Origin of the sequence: Flavobacterium sp. N2038 (genome assembly GCF_025947185.1) — a bacterium.
In the GTDB taxonomy this organism is placed as follows: Bacteria; Bacteroidota; Bacteroidia; order Flavobacteriales; family Flavobacteriaceae; genus Flavobacterium.
In genome coordinates this window covers 1,908,218-1,926,042 of the sequence record NZ_CP110001.1, presented here as the reverse complement: position 1 = coordinate 1,926,042, position 17,825 = coordinate 1,908,218, and the positions used below count along the sequence as shown (strand labels likewise).

The 17,825-nt window shown below is 34.4% G+C and carries 14 protein-coding genes; 2 read left to right on the top strand and 12 right to left on the bottom strand.

The window, feature by feature from the left end:
• Nucleotides 1–42 precede the first annotated feature (42 nt).
• The 8 genes from OLM51_RS08815 to OLM51_RS08780 form a co-directional block, all read right to left on the bottom strand.
• Entirely contained in the window at nucleotides 43–1,533 is a 1,491-nt protein-coding gene (locus tag OLM51_RS08815; RefSeq protein WP_264553949.1) for a PKD-like family lipoprotein, read from the bottom strand.
• 34 nt (nucleotides 1,534–1,567) lie between these two features.
• On the bottom strand, nucleotides 1,568–2,341 hold the full coding sequence (locus OLM51_RS08810; RefSeq protein ID WP_264553948.1) for a DUF4843 domain-containing protein: 774 nt from the start codon (nucleotides 2,339–2,341) through the stop codon (nucleotides 1,568–1,570).
• 15 nt (nucleotides 2,342–2,356) lie between these two features.
• Nucleotides 2,357–3,802, bottom strand: a complete 1,446-nt coding sequence (locus tag OLM51_RS08805) for a RagB/SusD family nutrient uptake outer membrane protein (RefSeq protein ID WP_264553947.1) — start codon at nucleotides 3,800–3,802, stop codon at nucleotides 2,357–2,359.
• Nucleotides 3,803–3,812: 10 nt separating this feature from the next.
• Complete coding sequence (locus tag OLM51_RS08800; protein WP_264553946.1) at nucleotides 3,813–7,193, bottom strand: SusC/RagA family TonB-linked outer membrane protein; 3,381 nt, start codon at nucleotides 7,191–7,193, stop codon at nucleotides 3,813–3,815.
• A gap of 112 nt (nucleotides 7,194–7,305) precedes the next feature.
• A complete protein-coding gene (locus OLM51_RS08795; RefSeq protein WP_264553945.1) occupies nucleotides 7,306–8,457 on the bottom strand; it encodes a FecR domain-containing protein in 1,152 nt (383 codons plus the stop codon).
• A 172-nt stretch (nucleotides 8,458–8,629) separates the two neighbouring features.
• A complete protein-coding gene (locus OLM51_RS08790) occupies nucleotides 8,630–9,211 on the bottom strand; it encodes an RNA polymerase sigma factor (protein ID WP_264553944.1) in 582 nt (193 codons plus the stop codon).
• 449 nt (nucleotides 9,212–9,660) lie between these two features.
• Nucleotides 9,661–11,358 carry a ribonucleoside-diphosphate reductase subunit alpha gene (locus OLM51_RS08785; protein WP_264553943.1) on the bottom strand — a complete coding sequence of 566 codons (1,698 nt, stop codon included), beginning with the start codon at nucleotides 11,356–11,358 and terminating at the stop codon, nucleotides 9,661–9,663.
• Between the two features lie 12 nt (nucleotides 11,359–11,370).
• Nucleotides 11,371–12,345 carry a ribonucleotide-diphosphate reductase subunit beta gene (locus OLM51_RS08780; RefSeq protein WP_264553942.1) on the bottom strand — a complete coding sequence of 325 codons (975 nt, stop codon included), beginning with the start codon at nucleotides 12,343–12,345 and terminating at the stop codon, nucleotides 11,371–11,373.
• Between the two features lie 549 nt (nucleotides 12,346–12,894).
• On the opposite strand from OLM51_RS08780, the gene OLM51_RS08775 reads away from it, so the two are divergent.
• Both OLM51_RS08775 and OLM51_RS08770 read left to right on the top strand, forming a co-directional pair.
• A complete protein-coding gene (locus OLM51_RS08775; RefSeq protein WP_264553941.1) occupies nucleotides 12,895–13,773 on the top strand; it encodes a helix-turn-helix domain-containing protein in 879 nt (292 codons plus the stop codon).
• A 72-nt stretch (nucleotides 13,774–13,845) separates the two neighbouring features.
• Nucleotides 13,846–14,673: an NmrA family transcriptional regulator gene (locus tag OLM51_RS08770; RefSeq protein WP_264553940.1), complete on the top strand. Its 828-nt coding sequence runs from the start codon at nucleotides 13,846–13,848 to the stop codon at nucleotides 14,671–14,673.
• A 140-nt stretch (nucleotides 14,674–14,813) separates the two neighbouring features.
• Here the strand turns inward: OLM51_RS08770 and OLM51_RS08765 are convergent, their stop codons facing one another.
• The 4 genes from OLM51_RS08765 to OLM51_RS08750 form a co-directional block, all read right to left on the bottom strand.
• Nucleotides 14,814–16,061 (bottom strand): MFS transporter, encoded by a 1,248-nt coding sequence (locus OLM51_RS08765; RefSeq protein WP_264553939.1) that lies wholly within the window; start codon nucleotides 16,059–16,061, stop codon nucleotides 14,814–14,816.
• Nucleotides 16,062–16,080: 19 nt separating this feature from the next.
• Nucleotides 16,081–16,308, bottom strand: coding sequence for a hypothetical protein (locus OLM51_RS08760; RefSeq protein ID WP_264553938.1), 228 nt, complete (start codon nucleotides 16,306–16,308; stop codon nucleotides 16,081–16,083).
• 6 nt (nucleotides 16,309–16,314) lie between these two features.
• The gene (locus OLM51_RS08755) at nucleotides 16,315–16,911 is read right to left on the bottom strand and encodes a TetR/AcrR family transcriptional regulator (protein ID WP_264553937.1); all 597 of its coding nucleotides are present in this window, start codon (nucleotides 16,909–16,911) and stop codon (nucleotides 16,315–16,317) included.
• Between the two features lie 311 nt (nucleotides 16,912–17,222).
• A complete protein-coding gene (locus OLM51_RS08750; protein ID WP_264553936.1) occupies nucleotides 17,223–17,822 on the bottom strand; it encodes a murein L,D-transpeptidase catalytic domain family protein in 600 nt (199 codons plus the stop codon).
• Nucleotides 17,823–17,825: the final 3 nt, after the last annotated feature.

Genomic DNA, 17,825 nt, shown 5'->3' with positions numbered 1-17,825 from the left:
AATGAATTTCGCTCTTCATTCGGCTTTGTTTAAGGTTTTTAGTTATCTACCGCGGTATGCAACATCAACAATTTTGCATAAACCTTCGTATTTGTTTAATAAAATTAAATTACCATTTACCGGAGGAACCTGATAGAGTTCTAACTTTCCGGTAGTTCCATAACTTCCAACAATCAAATATTTGTTTTTATTTGTAGCTCTTGGATTGAAATTAATATAGGTGATTTCTTCAGCTCCTTTATCCAACATCAATTTAGCCGTTTGGGTTCCGTTATCATACTCATATAATTTGCCTCCAACAGCATAAAACAAATATCCTGAATCGGGACTTACAGCAAATTTTGTGGCTTTATCAAAATCTGGTGCGTTCAAAATTTCTTTGTAATACACTTGTGCCAAAGCTCTGTTGAAACGAAGCAAATTGAATTTTCCAGAAGTCAGATTTTTCAGAATTGCAAAGTTCTCATCTTGATTGAAGGCAGAAGTGGTCATATAAATCAAATCAGAATTGGTATTATTCCAATCTAAAGCGGTGTCTGATCCCGTAACAGGTGGCATTGGCGCACATGTTCCTTTTGAAGTCGAATATCTTACAAAACGTCTGGCGGTCTGATCATAAAAAACCGGCGTTCCAAACGTACCTCCGTTCTCTGCAATAAATGGCGCTGCATAAAAAGTTTTAGTTTCAGATTCTAATTTGTTTTGGGGCAGACCGTATTTGATTTGCAATACCCTGTAATAGTAGTAAATATCTCCTTTACTATAAATCAAATTTTCTCCGCTTCCATTAGATTTCATAAAATCGACTCCAAAATTGGTAGGCAGCGATCCTCCTACGGTTTCATACGCTAAATTTTGCGCTAGTGTCCATCCAAAAGAATCCGGATCTAATCTTGCTGTTCCGTTTTCTGTTGTAGTTACGTAAATTCCATAAATTAGTGGTGAAGATATGGGTTGATTAAAACATTCTACATCTACTGCTTTTCCTGTTAACTTAAGAGCTGAACCTGTAGCATCTAATACATCTGTAATAATACGCGGCGTTGCTACGCCAGGAAGAATTGATATCATATCCAGACGTGGTTTTCCGTCAACATCACCAATAATCATCCAACCTTCATAAATGGAAGAAACAACATTTAAAGTAAAAGGCTCATGCTTCCAGGTTATTCCGGTCACTTTGTCTTTTACAAAATAATAAACGGTATATTTTGCAGGTGGTAACTTTAATTCGGCATCAAAATTTTTATTTGTACCTATCACAGTTTTAGAATCCATTACAAGTTTTACCGGATTGATAGCTACCCATTCATAAGTATAGCGGTCAGGATCGGTACTATCGTCTAAGGTCGCATTTAAATTTGGTGTAATTTTAAGTTTTTCACCTGTATAAGCGGTATACGATGCTTCTATTCCGGTTGCGTTGATCTCGTTGATTGGGTTATAATTGTAATTTCCTTCATCATCGGCACAACTGCAAACCAAAACAAGCAATGCCGAAAGAGCTAAATGAATTTTTATATTTTTTAACATCTTGTTATATTTTTTAGTTTAAAATAAATGCGTTTTAAGGAAAGATCATTTCTTTTCCATCATCTTCATAAATAATATTTCCCGCTGCTTTTTGATCTGCCAGATAGCGTTTCATATAGTTTTGATAATACTGAATATCGGGAATTGTCAATCCCAATGATCCCAACTTCTGATTAAACATACTTGGTTCTAAATGCATTAAATCGCACATTAAGAAAAATTTCTTTGCTGTAAAAACACCTAAAAAGCCTGCAAACCATCCTGGCGGCTGCGATAACTTATCATCAAATGTTAATTTGTATGAAATATGACTCATGGTTTTGTTGGTAAGCGGGTTGATTACCTTGCTTTTCATATTAGTAGTAAACGATTCGTTTTCTTCTAAATTTAAGATTAGCAAAAAGCTATTCGTTTTCATATCAGCAGTTCTAAACACTTTCACCTCAAGTGAGTCAAGTTCTTTACCGGCATGCATAACAATATTATCCGGAAGCTTAAAATGAGTTCCTTCTATGGCTGTACTTTTTGAATCGATTGCAACTTTTATTTTTCTGTCTACATCACTTACCTTTCCTTGTACTCTAATGGGAATTTTGTAAATACGCTCTACTACTGCTGCTTTATCCAGTGCAAAACTAAATCCTGTACTATCTGTCATAATTACCATCCCATTTACAGGAATTGCAAAAACAGATGGCGAAAAATAAATGTTATCTGTATTGTGATAGGTTTCTATTTCTTCCTGATTGCATGAAGTAAATCCTAAAAAGAATAAAAATGCAAAGCTTAAAATCAATATTTTTTTCATGTTTATCTTTTTAAATTATTGAAAGTTGATTTCGGCATCCGGCAAAGGCACAACATATTGAAGCGCTCCCATTGCAATATTTCCGGAAGCTGCTGAGCCATTTGGTATTGCAGTGGTATTATTTCTTTTGTAATAAAAGAACAACTGTCCCTCACCCATAAATTCTTTCCTGTATTCCTTTGTCACTTCTGTTGCCAAAACTGCAGTAGCGGCCAGATTTGTTAATCCTCTGTTATAACGAAGCGTATTTAGTAAAGCAATACCATCTGCGGGTACTGTTGCCGTTTCTGCTGCAATTAGATACATTTCTGAAAGCTTGAACATTGGGATCTGCAAGCGAAAAACCATTCTGCTGTCTGGCACATCTGCATATTTAAAAAATGTTTTTTGCGTTTTTCCGCCCACAACAGGAATCTTCCAACTCGGCAGGCTTCGGTAATCATTATCATTCGACTCAAAAACTGTATTTAATCTGTTTAATAATGGAGCATAAATCATGGCATCTCCTAACTTAGAATCAAACAAATCTTCTTGCGTTTTATACAAAGTGTAATCACTTAAAGCAAAGAAGTTCTCTGAAGAAAAAATTTTGTCAGGAGTTGCAGGATTCGTAGCATCTAAAAAGGTAGTCCACGGAAAAAACGTCGTCGATTTTGTAAACGTAATTACTTCGTTTGCTACTGTCGATGCTCCCCCTTTATCTCCGGCATATAAAAGTACACGTGCTTTTAAACATTTTACGGCAAGATAATTCATTCTCATACCTCTGTTTTGAGAATAATAAGGATTTGCATCATAGTCGCTGGTAGCTTTGTATTTTCCTGTTGTCAGGATTGGATCTTTTCCTAACAGTGTCAATGCCATATCAATATCTGCCAATATCTTACTCATTGCATCTTTTGCTGATAAAATTGGATTATTTGAAGTCACAGGTGCATCATAATAAGGTATTGCAGGCATAGAAGGATCTACTTTGTAAATTGGCCCATATAATCTCAGCATATCAAAATGCAGCATGGCTCGTATTGCAATTGCTTCACCTCTTAAAAGATCTGTTTTTTCCTGAGAAACAATTCCACCATGTTCTTCCAGACTTTCCAGAAATTTATTGGCAGACAGAATTGTAGTAAAAGCTTTTTGCCAAATGTCTGTGAAAACTTTTTTTGGATTGGCTTCCGCATAAGCGTATATAGCCATTTTAGTTTTTGTATGCGAAGCCGGCATATTGTACTGCTGCCCTAAAATATCTACCGCATCCATTGTAAGCTGTCTGCCATAAAGCTCATCAGATGCAAGCATCATATAAAGTCCGTTATGCACATTCTGCATTCCGGCTTCATCTTTAAATATTTGAGACTCTAAAATTTTATCCTGAGGCACCACATCCAGAAAATTACTGCAGCTTACTGCCGAAAACGCTATCAGGATTGATAATGCAATTTTATTTAAATACTGATTCATAATAATGGTATTAAAATGTTACGCTTAGACTTAAAGAAAAAATTCTTGAAAAAGGATAGCTAATCCCTCGTTCGACTTTCATAGTCGAAACTTTAAAAAAATCATTGGCATATGCATTAAATCCTAATCCGGCCATCCCTGATTTCTTCAGCCACTCTCTGTTGGTTACTCTGTATCCTATACGAAGAGCTTCTCCGGCTATATAATTATCTTTTTGAATAAAACGGGAAGAAATAGGAGTTACAACCGTCAAATCAATTGCCTTGAACTGAGCCATTTGACCCGGCGTAGTCCAACGATCCAAAAGTGCTCTTGCATCCTGATTTTCAAAAACATTATCTGAATCGATATTTTCTACTTTGCTGTACAATGCAGAATTAAATCTATCTGCACCAAAACTATAACGGATGAAAACTCCGATATTAAAATTCTTATAATTAAAAGTTGTAGAAACAACCCCTGTAGCTATTTCTCTGGAATTCCCCATTACAACCTCATCTTTTTTATCTAATACAAAAGTGGTTTCTCCGTTTTTCTTTAAGAAAATTTCTCGTCCTGTTCCGGGATCAATTCCTAATGAAGGTACCGCCCAAAGATCATTTGTACTTGCTCCATCATAATATCTGGTAAGACTGGTTGTTTTTTTAGCAGCATCATTTAAAGAAGCCAGTGCATTATTAAAACCTCCTAATTCATTTTCATTTGTGGTTGCTGTTAATCCGATACCCCAAATAATACTCTCTCTTAAGTTGTTGATGATATTATAATTTGCTTTTAGTTCTAATCCGCGGGTCGTGATATAACCTACATTTAACGGATAAGCCGTTACTCCGGTAGAAGCAGCAAGATCTATAGCAACAATTTGTGGTGAAGTCTGACGCTTATAAGCTCCCAAAGTCACTGTAAGCCTGTTTCTAAACATTGCCAGATCTAATCCTAAAGATAAATCTTCTGTTTTCTGAGGCTCCAAATCAGCATTTGATAATTGAGTAATATTTAATCCTGCCCCAAAAATATTAGTGTTAGGATCGTATGCATAAACATCATGAGATGCATATCCTACTAAATTTTGATTTCCTGTTTGTCCAAAATTGGCACGAACTTTAAAAATGTTGACAATATTCTGATCCATCTTAAACTCGTTGTTGATGTTCCATCCTACCCCAACACCCCAATACGGAGAATATTTTTTATTGGTTCCAAAGTTTGTCGCTCCTGAAATTGTCTGTGTAAAATCAAACAAATATCTTCTGTCATAAGCATAATTGACCTGGTTGGTCAAATCAATACTTCTAACTAATTCATTATCGACAAAGGGCTGTGAGTTTTTTTCAAATCCAAAAGCAAAAGACGGATTTCCGGGAACTCCTAAAGGAAATCCTCTTAAGATAGAACCGTAAGCATTGTAATCTGTTTCGTATGCCGAAGCTCGCATGGTATAATTTAGAGAATGAACATTATTGAACACATTTGAATAGGTCCCTCCAATGTTGGCATTCCATTTATTAGTCAAATAATCCCTTCTTCTATATTTTCCTTTCTCCGATGGAATATCTAATATATATCGTGTATCATCCGGCGAAACAAATTCTGTTTTCTGTTTGTCAAGTCTTGTAACAGAAATTGCGGCAGTTGTTTTTATATGCGGATTGAAATCGTAATTAAGCGCAAAGTTGTTCGTAAAATTAAATTCGCCGCTTTTGTTAAAACTATTCAATCTAACATTGTACAAAGGGTTTTCCGGCTGATTAATAACCAATTCATTCGGTGGCAATGGTATTGAAGATCCGTCTAAATATCGGGTTGCCACACCATTTTCATTATATTTTTCATAGTATGGACTCACCCTTGCCCAAGTAGCAAAATCACCATAAGGAGATTCCTGATTGTCAGCTCCTGAAACCAATAGATTATTATTGATACTTAATTTTTTTCGTTTGTATGTTATATTGGCACTATACCCCCAGGTATTATGTTCAGTACCTTTCATAGTTCCTGCAACAGTTTTATAATTTCCGGCCAAATTAAATCGAAGTTCTTCTGATCCTCCGCCAATGGTCAAACTATGTCCGGATGTTAATCCCATCTGAATGGGTTCGTTAAGCCAATAAGTATTAACACCTCGACGTACTGCTGCCAAACGCTGGTTATAAACTTCGTTCCATTTATAAACAGTTGGCAAAGGAGTTCCCGGATTTGGGATATAAGCTTTAGAAATTCTTTCAAATTCCAGTTTTTGCTCTGCATTCATTAAATTATAAACACTCAAATCTGCAAATTCGTAAGAGGAATTATAAACATAAGAAAGCTGTAGTTTTCCCGGAACTGGTTTAATCGTCTCAACAACAACAACTCCATTTGCTGAGCGTGAACCGTACAGTGCTGTAGAAGCCGCATCTTTAAGCAAAGTAACACTGGCAATTCTATTAATATCTAAATCAACAATCTGTTGTAAAGTAGTTGGAAATCCGTCCAAAATAAACAACGGCTGGTTTGGATCTTCTTTAAATTGATCGTCTACCTGATTAACAGATAAACTCGTTTGCCCCCTCACCTCAATTACAGGCAATACATTTGGATTAGAACCTGCAATATTGTTATTCAAAACAATAAAAGAAGGGTCTAAAGTTTTTAAAGCCTGAACCACATTTTGTGTAGAAATCTGTCTTAATTCTTCGCCTCTAAAAGTTGAAACTGCTCCCGTAATCAATTCTTTTTTACGTACGGTAACTCCTGTATTGACAACAACACCTTCCAATTCGTTTCTTTCTTCTGCCAGTTTAATGTTAATTACTTTTCTTTTATTAACCTCAACAACTTGGGCGCGATGTCCGATATAAGTAAACAAAATTTGTCCGTCTTCCGGAGCCATAATAGTGTACTTTCCGTCAAAATCGGTCTGAGCGGCTGCGCCTGTACCTTTTACTTTGACATTTACACCGGGAATCGGATCTCCTTTATCATTGGTAACAATACCTTTAATTTCAATTAGTTTTGACTGCAAGACCACTACATTTTCTTTTGGTACTTTTCGAACTAAAATGGTATTTCCATTTGAAAAACTAAAATCAAAATCTTTACTGGAAAAGGTGGCTTCTAAAAGGTCATTCACACGAATTTTCCCTTTTTTAAGATGTACTTTAGGCAATTTTTTAAATAAATCTTCCTGATAAATAAAAGTATAATCTGTCTGCTTTTTAATGATTTCAAAAACTTCATCTACAGACACCGTTTTATCAGCGGCAATTACAACTTTTGTGTTTTGTGAAAATAGATTTACGGGAGAAAAACCAAAAATTGTAGTACAAAACAAGAATACAAAAGTTCTCATAATGTTAATAATTAGCCCTTTTCTAAGATAGAAATAGGCACTGGTTAATTTAAATTTCATAAATTTACATGTTAATTGGTTGGTTGGTTGTTAAAACTGATTAATGGATTAATACACAGAAAGGGATAAAGTGCGGTACGGTGAGAGGTCTGAACTTTAATCCCTTTTCTTTTTACTTGATAATAATCTTATCGTCTTTTTTCTCATAGGCATTAATAAAATTAATATTCTTAATCGTGGTTAATATGTCTTCCAGTTTCTGATTTTTATTCAAAACACCGTTAAATTTCACGTTTCCAAGTGCCGGATCTGCAAACACAATATCTACATCATACCATCTCGACAGTACCTTTGCAATCTCCTTAAGCGGCATTCCTTTAAAAACAAACAATCCTTTTCTCCAGGAAATTTCATTATATACATCGACCTGAGCGATAGCAATATGATCGTTGTTATTACTGATTGTCGATTGCTCGTTTGGCGTTAAAGTTTCTTTATTGTTTGAATTGCTTACGGCAACCTTACCTTTTACCAATGTGGTATAAATTGCTGTTTCGTCTTTGTACGCTTTAATATTAAACTCGGTACCAATAACCTCAACATTTTGCATTTGAGTTTTTACTTTAAATCTGGAACCTTTATGTTTTGTACTTGGCGACACTTCAAAATAGGCTTCTCCGTAAACCAGTTCTACTTGTCTGGTTTGTCCATCAACAAAAGCCACCGGATATTTTAATTGCGATTCTGAGTTTAACCAGACTCTTGTGCTGTCTGCCAGCTGCACAAAAAACTGTCCTCCTCTTGGAATTGTTAAAAAGTTATTTCTAATTCCTGCCGGTTTATTCTCTTTTGAATTGTAAACCAATTTTTCTCCATTACTGGAAGCATTTCCTTTATTGTAAGCTTTACCTTTTTCTAAAGTAATTACAGAACCATCTTCTAATGTCAAAGTTGCTTTATCACTTCCTATCAAAATTTCTTTGTGAGCAACAACCGGAGTTTCAATTTTAAGCGGATTGGTTTTATTGACAATTATCGAAATCGAAATTAGCAATAGCAATGATGCTGCCATGGCTATAAACTTAAATCGGGTCGTAGTATAAAATGGTTTAAGCGGGACTGCTTTTGTTTCGTCAGACTGAATTGCTTTTTGAAGACGCATTCTCATTTTGTGTTCCAGTTCTTCTTTAGAACCCAAAGCATCATCCCATTCTTCTGAAGTCTGGAAACTTTCGTAAAAATGTAGTAATTGTTTACTCTCCTCCCGACTAGTATCGCCAGAAAGATATCTGTTTAATAACGTTAAGAATTCTTCTTTTTTCATTTTTTTTATTATTAATGCAGGAGTATATTAAGTAAGTATCTAAAAAGATATTTACCCCCTAGTCCAAATCGTATTTTTTTTTAATTTTTTTTATCTTTTTAAGAAAAGTCTCGTCGGAAATAAGGAAATACAACGGTTTAGACTTATAATTGGTAACCATTTTAACTTTCTCCTAAAGGTTTTCAGAAAGCCACAAAATCATTGTCATACTAAGAGTACTGCCCATTGACAAGCGAATGGTCTGAAGTGCCTTTGTAATATGATTTTCGACCGTTTTGGTGGAAATATTCAGGCGTTCGGCAATTTCTTTATGACTTAGCTGTTCTTCTCTGCTAAGTTTATATACAGCCTGGCATTTCTCCGGAAGGGTTTCAACAATTAAATGAAGTTGTTGCACCAATTCTTCATGCATCAATTGGGTTTCGGGCGTGGTGTATTGAAAACGTTTTTCTAAATCATCAAAAAGTTCGACATGAATTTTGTCTTTATTCTTTCTTAAATGATTAAAAACCTGATATCGGGCGCAGGCATACATATAGCCTTTTAAAGAAATATGAATTTCGAGTTTTTCGCGATTGGTCCAGATATTAAGAAATATATCCTGAATAATATCTTCGCACAATTCTTTGTCTTTAATCACATTGTACGCCGACATAAAAAGCGCCTGCCAAAATGTATTGTACAATTCTGTCAAAGCCGATTCATCTCCATTACGAAGACGATCAATTAAAATTTTATCTTGATTAAGGGACAATGACAACAAATTTTTGGCTTTTGAGGAATTGAATTATTCTCAACAAACTTACTAATATTATCGAATAATCCTAATTTGTTCTCGTACACAAAATCTCGATGATATTTTTAAAATTATTCTTCTTAAAACAGAATTTCTTAAAAATTTGATAATTTAACAAAATGATAATGCTGAAAAATTATACTATAATTAATATTTGGCTTCTTAAAAACAGATTTTTCAATAGCCTATTTTACAATTTTTGTGAAGTTAAAATTGTATTTTTTTTAATTCGAATAAAAATGCCGTAGCCAATTTCTTAAAACGGAGAATTTCGGAAAATTTAGTGTATTTGATTTAACAAAAAAAATCTGCAATATAAAAATGAATCCGCAATTCATTAAAATGTGTTTTACTTTTTAGTTTCTTTCTTAAACAAAAAAAAACCGGAAACGATCCGGTTTTTATTTTTATGATTCACAACTGCTGCAGGAAACTAAACTTGTAACAAGTTCTTTTGAAACACTCTGACTTCGTTGATAATACAAGCTTTTAATCCCCAATTGCCAGGCTTCGATCATTAAGCGATTTACTTCCTTAATAGGCAATTCTGCAGGAATATTAAGATTCAGACTTTGCCCCTGATCTACATATTTCTGACGAATCGAGGCTTGCTGAACAATTTCAAGCTGACTGATTTCTTTAAAGGTTTTAAAGACATCTTTTTCTATTTGAGATAGCTGCGACATATGTTGTACACTTCCTCCGTTTAGCATAATTTCGCGCCAAACTTCCTCATTATCCAGTCCTTTTTCTTCCAGCAATTTTTTAAGGTATTTATTCTTACGCATAAAATTTCCTTTACTTAAACCTGCTTTATAGTAGTTACTGCTAAAAGGTTCGATACCCGGAGACGTTTGTCCTAAAATTGCCGATGATGAAGTTGTAGGCGCAATGGCCATTGTGGTCGTATTGCGTTTTCCGTAACCTTTTAACAATTCCGGCTCTCCATAAATTCGCGCCAGTTCCTGCGTTGCTTTATCAGCTTTGTCGCTAATATGTTTAAATATTTCTGTTGTTTTCATTTTGGATTCCATTCCTTCAAACGGAATCATATTTTTCTGCAAATAAGAATGCCATCCTAAAACGCCTAAGCCCAAAGCACGGTGTCTTTTGGCAAATCTGTTTGCACTCGAAAGGTAATAATCACCCTCCGTTTTTTCAATAAACTCCTGTAATACGGCATCAAGAAAAAAGATAGCCAGTTTTACTGCTTCAGTATCTTTCCATTCTTCATAAAGTTCCAGATTCATTGATGACAAACAACAAATAAACGATTCATCCTCTGTTGATGGCAACATAATCTCACTACACAAATTGCTGGCGTTAATTCTAAGATTTCTATCTTTATATACTTGTGGTTTATTTTTATTGACATTATCACTAAAAAATATATACGGAAGTCCTTTTTGCTGACGGCTTTCTAAAACTTTTGCCCAGATTTGTCTTTTATCCTGATCCCCATCAATCATTTCCTGCATCCAGTAATCAGGAACACAAATTCCGGTAAATAAATTCTGAATCGGATTTCCGATGCTTTTTATTTTCAGGAACTCTTCAATATCCGGATGGTCAATATCCAGATACGATGCAAATGCGCCACGACGTACACCACCTTGCGAAATCGTATCCATAGCGGTATCAAAAAGTTTCATAAAACTTACTGCTCCACTACTCTTCCCGTTATCAGTTACAGCACTTCCGCGTTCGCGCAATTCTCCAAAATACCCCGAAGTTCCTCCGCCTATTTTGGTCTGCATAATTACCTCGCCCAGCTTATGTGTAATTCCCTCAATTTTGTCCGGAACGTGAACATTAAAACAAGAGATTGGCAAACCTCTTTCTGTTCCCATATTGGCCCAAACCGGTGAACTGATGCTCATCCATCCGCGTTCGATCATTTCTACAAAAGATTCTTTCAATTCGGGTTTGTATAATCTCCTTGCAGCTGCGGTACAGATTCTGTCTATTGCACCTTCAACAGTTTCACCTTTTAAGAGATAACCACGATTTAAAATTTGTTCACTTTCAGAGTTTTTCCACCACATTTTGCTTCCATTTTCATGCTGCGGAAGATCATTTGCTTCATTTATATCCATTGTATTCATATTTTTTGCTTTTTAGAAAAGATCGTTTGCCGTAATACTTTTATCATGTTTTGTATATTCTACAGGACGTTTTGCAAAAAAATCATCCAGACTGTTTGCAAAAACTTCTTCTTCAAACCAGGCCAAAGCATTATAATCTTCTACTCTAACATCAAAAATGGTTGGAATATTAATCTGCTTCAGACTTTCATCAATTCTAAATTTCATAAAATTAACGAGATCTTCTTTTTTAATACTTTCTATTTCACCTGCTTCAAATATCCAGTCCAGAATATCTGCTTCAACCTTTATCGAATCTTTTACTGTTTCTCTAACAAGTGTTAAAGTTTCTTCGTCAAAATAATCCGGAAATTCTTCTCTAATCTTATTTATAATATAGATTCCACCATTAGCATGTATTTGTTCATCTATTGATGTCCAGGCGATTATGTTACTTACATTTTTCATGTAGCCTTTAAATCTTGTAAAAGACAACAAAATGGCAAACTGACTGAAAAGTGATACATTTTCGATCAGAATACTAAACAAAATCAGCGAAACCATGTATTTTCTGTTGTCCTGAGAACGCGTATCTTTTAAAACATCCGAAAGATATTCTACACGTCGGCGAATCACAGGAACGTCAAGTAATTTTTCAAATTCATCATTATACCCCAATACCTCCAGCAAACGCGAATAAGCCTCAGAATGTCTAAACTCACACTCGGCAAAAGTGCTTCCCAAACCATTGAATTCAGGCTTTGGAAAATGCTCATAAATGTTTCCCCAAAAACTTTTTACAGCAACTTCTATCTGTGCGATTGCCAATAAACTGTTTTTTACAGCTGTTTTTTCCGCCAGCGTTAAATGCGCATGAAAATCCTGAGTATCAGCAGTAAAATCAACTTCTGTATGTACCCAATAAGCTTTATTTATGGCTTCAGTAAATTGCAATACCTCTGGGTATTCAAATGGTTTATAATTGACTCTTTTATCGAAAATAGACATGATATATAATATTTAATGGTGACTGTTTGAGAATACAAAATGCCGACTTGGGGAGGTATTTTTACATCTGTATTTTTACAAATTTAAGCCAGACATCTTTCTTTGTCCAGAATTTGATGTTAAAAATCCGGACAATTATCAACAGTTAAAAAGTCACCAAAATCTCTCAAAAAATACATCTTATCAACAGGAAAGAAAGTCATCATAACCTCCAATTATACAGCTATTTAAAACAATTCTAAATAAAGTTATCAACAGTAGAACTCTACTTTATTTGTCATTTTCAAAAAACAGTTATCAACAGTACTTTTCTAAAATGAGCTGTTTTTTGACCAAAAGCTACTTTTAAAAAGAATAAAAAAGCTTAAAAATATGCCTCTGAGAAAAGATTCATTACTAAAATCTTTACCACAGAAATTAATCATAATTATTTAATTTTAAATACTTTACACTATTTAAGAATTGTTTAAGTTATTATTTCTTAATCTTGATTAGGATTAAAAAATAAAACTTAACTTTTCATCCTTTTTCAAATATTCCAAAAACAATATGACAACAGATATTATTGAATTGAATGATTCTATTGTTTTAATAGAACAGTCTAACACGACAAAACCTTTTGTTCAAAAATGCGAAATCGACGGTGATGCTGTTGGATTTGCTTTTTATGGATCGGGCAATGTCGAATTGGAAATAAAGCATAACAATCAAACCAAATATCTGACCAACACAACAGGTTTGGCAATTTGTTTTTTTGGAAATCAAAAAGTTGAATTCTCTCATAAAATTGAACCCGACAAGCCTTTACAGTCTATTAGTATTTTTACCAAACTAAAACATCTTAATTCTTTGCCTCCGGCCGAAAAAGAGATTTTTGAAAATCAGCTTCCGGAATTATTAAATCCGAAAGAGCATTTTGTACAAGGTCCGTCCTATTATATGACACTTGACATGCAATTGGCGGTACAAAAAATCTTTAATACCACTTATACCGGCAATACGAGATTATTGTTTTTAAAAAGTCAGGTCAATGAACTTCTGGCACATTTCTTTGCACTTTTGTCTACAGAAAGCAAAATTGATTTCTCTGAAATTGACAAAAACAAATTATTTAAAGCAAAGGAAATTGTTACTACACATTATTCTAAACCCCCATCAATCACTCAATTATCGCAGATGGTTGGTCTGAACAGTAATAAACTGAAAAAGAATTTTAAAGAACTTTTTGGTATTCCGGTTTTTAAATTTGTTCAGGAAGAAAGGCTTCATAAAGCATATGAATTGCTCCGCGAAAGCGAAAAAACAGTTCAGGAAGCGGCCTGGGATGTGGGTTACGAAAGTCTGAGTTCGTTTTCTAATGCCTTTCATAAAAAATTCGGAATGCGGCCTAATGAGGTCAGACTTCAATTCCTTTCAAACAAATCTTAATTCTTTTGCGACAAATGATTTTTTTTTAATCTAACCAACTTTGTATCAGTAATCATTTAAAAAACTATTGATATGAAAAATACCAAAATTTTAGTCCTGGGTTCCAATGGGAAAACCGGACGCAGAGTTGCAGAAAGATTAGGAGCAAATGCTACTGTAGAAATTCGTTTGGGTTCCAGAACCGAAACTATTCCTTTTGATTGGGAAAAACCGGAAACCTGGGAAAATGTCTTAAAAGATATTGAAGTAGTTTATATTACTTTTCAGCCCGATTTAGCCATTCCATCTGCAGAGGAAACACTGGAAAATTTTACTCGTTTAGCCACACAAACTGGCGTACAAAAAATGATTTTATTATCCGGAAGAGGAGAAAAAGAAGCGCAGTTATGTGAAGAAGTTGTAAAACAAAATGCCAAAAACTGGACTATCATTCGTGCAAGCTGGTTCAATCAAAACTTTAGCGAAAGTATATTTCTGGATCCTATTCTGGCCGGAATTGTTGCTTTGCCCAGAGCTGAGGCACTGGAACCTTTTACAGATGCAGATGATATTGCAGATGTGGTTGTAGAAGCGATTTTAGACAATAAACATAATACCAAAACTTATGAATTAACAGGTCCGAGATTATTGACGTTTAAAGATGCTGTAAATGAAATTGCTGAAGCAAGCGGCAAAAACATAGCTTTTCAGGGATTAAGTTTAGAAGAATACACACAAATGCTCAGAGAATATGAGGTTCCCGAAGATCATATCTGGCTGGTAAATTATCTTTTTGAACAGGTTTTGGATGGAAGAAATTCATATATAACTTCTGATATTGAGCAGGTATTAGGTAGAAAAGCTAAAGATTTTAGCTCATATGCAATTGAAACAGCCAAAACCGGAATTTGGAATTCTTAACTTTTTTGAGATCTAAATGCTATAAATAATTATAGTATTAATATATCTGCATTACTAAATCTGTGATATTTTACTTTGGTCTCAAAAAACAAAAGCTTGTCTGTTACAGACAAGCTTTTGTTTTATTTTTTTAATTAAAATTAAATCTTTTCTTCTTTAGCTTTTGCACTGGCAAGTTTACTAACTCTCCAGATAAGAAATATACTCAATGAGGTTACAATCGCTACTACATAACCCAACATATCATAATGTTCTAATGGTGCTGTTTTGGTTTGCTGATGTACAATAAATCCGGCACTAACAGCTCCTATTCCTCCTGCAATTTGCTGTAATGAAGAGGTTATTGACATATAAGCACCACGGTCTTTCATATCCGGAATTGCAGTATTTAGAGTTGTAGCAGGAATCATACGACTCATGATTCCCATAAACAAAATCATGTTTAGAGCTACCACCTGCCAAAGCGGAATCGGACTAAGATTGGTATAAATTAAAATCATAATTATCGAAAGTACAGATCCTGCTGCAAACAATTTAAACTTGCTTATTTTATCACTTAGTTTCCCAATAAGTGGCATGATAAAAAGAACGGAAAGCCCGGTAAAGAAAAATACCATTGGAAGTTCTTCCTGACTGATGTGAATATTGTTGACTAAAAAAGCACTTCCAAATGGCTGAAGCATAAACCCTCCAATAGAAAGAAAGGCAATCGCAGCAAAACCAACCTGATATTGTTTATTGCTTAACGTATGCCAAAGATGCAAAAACGGGTTTTTATCTGACTGTAATTCCAGGTGTTTTGTAATGGCCGGTAATTGTGTTAAAATTGCAGCCAGAATCAATAAACCTAAAACGGCAATCATGATAAAAGTAGAATGCCAGCCCCAATGATTGGCAAAATACAATCCCATTGGTACACCAAGAATCTGGCTAGATGCATAGGCCATCTGAATAAATCCCATAACACGTCCTCGTTGCTGAATCATAAATAAATCGGTTACGATTGCCAATGAAACAGAACCAATAACGCCTCCGAAAAGTCCGGTAAAAATTCGCGCCATAAGCAGCATATGGTAATTAGTTGAAAGTGCACAGAAAACGGTACCAATAATAAATCCGATATAAAAGAAAATCAATAGTTTTTTTCTATCGAATTTGTCTGCGAAACCTGCTGCTAAAAGTCCGGAAATCCCCGCACTAAAGGCGTAAGCAGAAACTGCAAAACCAAAATCTGAGGTGGTCATATCTAATTTTTTCATTAATATATCTCCCAAAGGGGAAATAACAACAAAATCAAGTATGACAGTAAATTGTAAAAGCGCCAGTATGGCAATAATTATTTTTTGATGTAAGGTGAAAGCCGTGCTTTCTATAGTAGTTTTTTCCACTTTTTAATATTGATTTTATTTAAGATAATTCCTGGCATTCAAAGCCTAAACTACTTATTATGGTTATAATTTCTTCCGGTTTTAATTGTTCTGAAACCACACGAAGAACGCAGTCTATATCTTCACAATCGATACTCCATTGTTGTATATCTTCATGATTGTTTAATGCGTAATGCGCTGCACAATTGGAGTCAATTGCACTAATATTGGTTTTAAATATATGTATTGTATTTAAATCTGTTTCCATAGTTTCTCATGGTTTAAGTCCTTTAATTGTAGCTGTAAAAGCTTCTTTCATAATTTCTTTAGTAAGTACAAAAGGTTTCCCGCCCATACTTTTTTTCTCGGCGTGCATGTTTAGCAAAGTATATAATGGTCCGTAAGCCACACACCAAAATGCCTCAAAACTCATTGGGAGAAGTTCTTTGTTTCGTAATGCATTATCGGTAAATTGGTTCATTATAGCTCTGAAATCAGAAAACTCTTTGATAGAATCTAAAATAATTTCTCCATGCGGCGAATGTTTGATGATCTCAAAAAAGGCAACTTCTTTAGGATGCTTCATTGCAAAGTTGGCGCGGTTTTCCCATTGTTTCCACAAACCATCTTCAAATGACATTTCGGGCGAAAAGTCTTTTATGGTACTTTTAAAAAACTTCAACGCCATGCTGGCTCCTATTTTCTGAATTAAATCATCTTTATCAGCATAATAAATGTAGAGTGTCCCAACAGAAATCGAACAAGCCTTCGCTAGCTTATTCATACTAAATCCTTGAAATCCTTCCTGAACGATCTGATCGATCGCCATTTCAATTACCAGTTTTTCTTTGTCGATATCTCTTACTCTCATAGCTTATTTTTTGACAAAGATAAACGAATAAATGAATGAACATTCTTTTATTAATTATTTTTTTTAAACTTTTTTTCCAAAGAAAGAGCAAATTCTTTTTTTGAATAGCTCGTTTAAAATACTTTTCAGTTAATTCAATCCATAAAAAAAGCCTGCAAAATATGATTCTACAGGCTCTACAAAAACACAAACAACTTTCTACACTACATACACTTTCTTTTAGATTACACTTATCACTTTTTCACTAACAAAACATTGTCAGCAATATAAATTCGCACCCAACTCTTTAGTAACCATTAAAAATCAGTTACTTAATAATATATACTTAAAACAATATTAGATTTTGAACTGTCTATAATTTTTTCGAGTCTTTTAAAAAAAACTTCGCTCACCATTGGACAACCTTTACTGCGAGAGATATAATAATCTTGCTCCTCTTCCGGAACTGCCGAATAAGAATGTAAAACTACGGCTCGTTTAAAAGCGTTATTATTTGATTCATCCAGTCCGGCTAATTTGTACGCTTTTCCAAATATTCCTTTATAAGATTTTCCGATGATATAGCGCCCCAGAGAAGTAGCATTTGAATTGGGTTCATTACTAAATTTTAATTCTCCTTTAATCCCGGTTTCTGAACCACTGCCGTGGGCTACAAGTCCTTCGTCTATAATTTTATCATTTGCCAAATCATAAACAAAAAAGCGGTTCTTGCCCGATTTGATTTTCATATCAACAAGAAAAGCAATTTTAGTATTGCAAGAGGGATTTAAATTAATAACTTTTTTAACTTCATCCAACTGATTATTAAATCGTTCTGCTTCAGTAGCAGTTATATCTTTATTGCTGTCTGTTACTTTTGGAATAGCAAAAAATGATATCGAAAAGAATAAAATTAAATTAAGAATTTTCATAAT

Excerpts from the sequence above, each read along its gene's own strand:
- OLM51_RS08815 (WP_264553949.1), bottom strand. The coding sequence starts at position 1,533 with ATGTTAAAAAATATAAAAATTCATTTAGCTCTTTCGGCATTGCTTGTT.
- OLM51_RS08810 (WP_264553948.1), bottom strand. The coding sequence starts at position 2,341 with ATGAAAAAAATATTGATTTTAAGCTTTGCATTTTTATTCTTTTTAGGA.
- OLM51_RS08805 (WP_264553947.1), bottom strand. The coding sequence starts at position 3,802 with ATGAATCAGTATTTAAATAAAATTGCATTATCAATCCTGATAGCGTTT.
- OLM51_RS08800 (WP_264553946.1), bottom strand. The coding sequence starts at position 7,193 with ATGAAATTTAAATTAACCAGTGCCTATTTCTATCTTAGAAAAGGGCTA.
- OLM51_RS08795 (WP_264553945.1), bottom strand. The coding sequence starts at position 8,457 with ATGAAAAAAGAAGAATTCTTAACGTTATTAAACAGATATCTTTCTGGC.
- OLM51_RS08785 (WP_264553943.1), bottom strand. The coding sequence starts at position 11,358 with ATGAATACAATGGATATAAATGAAGCAAATGATCTTCCGCAGCATGAA.
- OLM51_RS08780 (WP_264553942.1), bottom strand. The coding sequence starts at position 12,345 with ATGTCTATTTTCGATAAAAGAGTCAATTATAAACCATTTGAATACCCA.
- OLM51_RS08775 (WP_264553941.1), top strand. The coding sequence starts at position 12,895 with ATGACAACAGATATTATTGAATTGAATGATTCTATTGTTTTAATAGAA.
- OLM51_RS08770 (WP_264553940.1), top strand. The coding sequence starts at position 13,846 with ATGAAAAATACCAAAATTTTAGTCCTGGGTTCCAATGGGAAAACCGGA.
- OLM51_RS08760 (WP_264553938.1), bottom strand. The coding sequence starts at position 16,308 with ATGGAAACAGATTTAAATACAATACATATATTTAAAACCAATATTAGT.
- OLM51_RS08755 (WP_264553937.1), bottom strand. The coding sequence starts at position 16,911 with ATGAGAGTAAGAGATATCGACAAAGAAAAACTGGTAATTGAAATGGCG.
- OLM51_RS08750 (WP_264553936.1), bottom strand. The coding sequence starts at position 17,822 with ATGAAAATTCTTAATTTAATTTTATTCTTTTCGATATCATTTTTTGCT.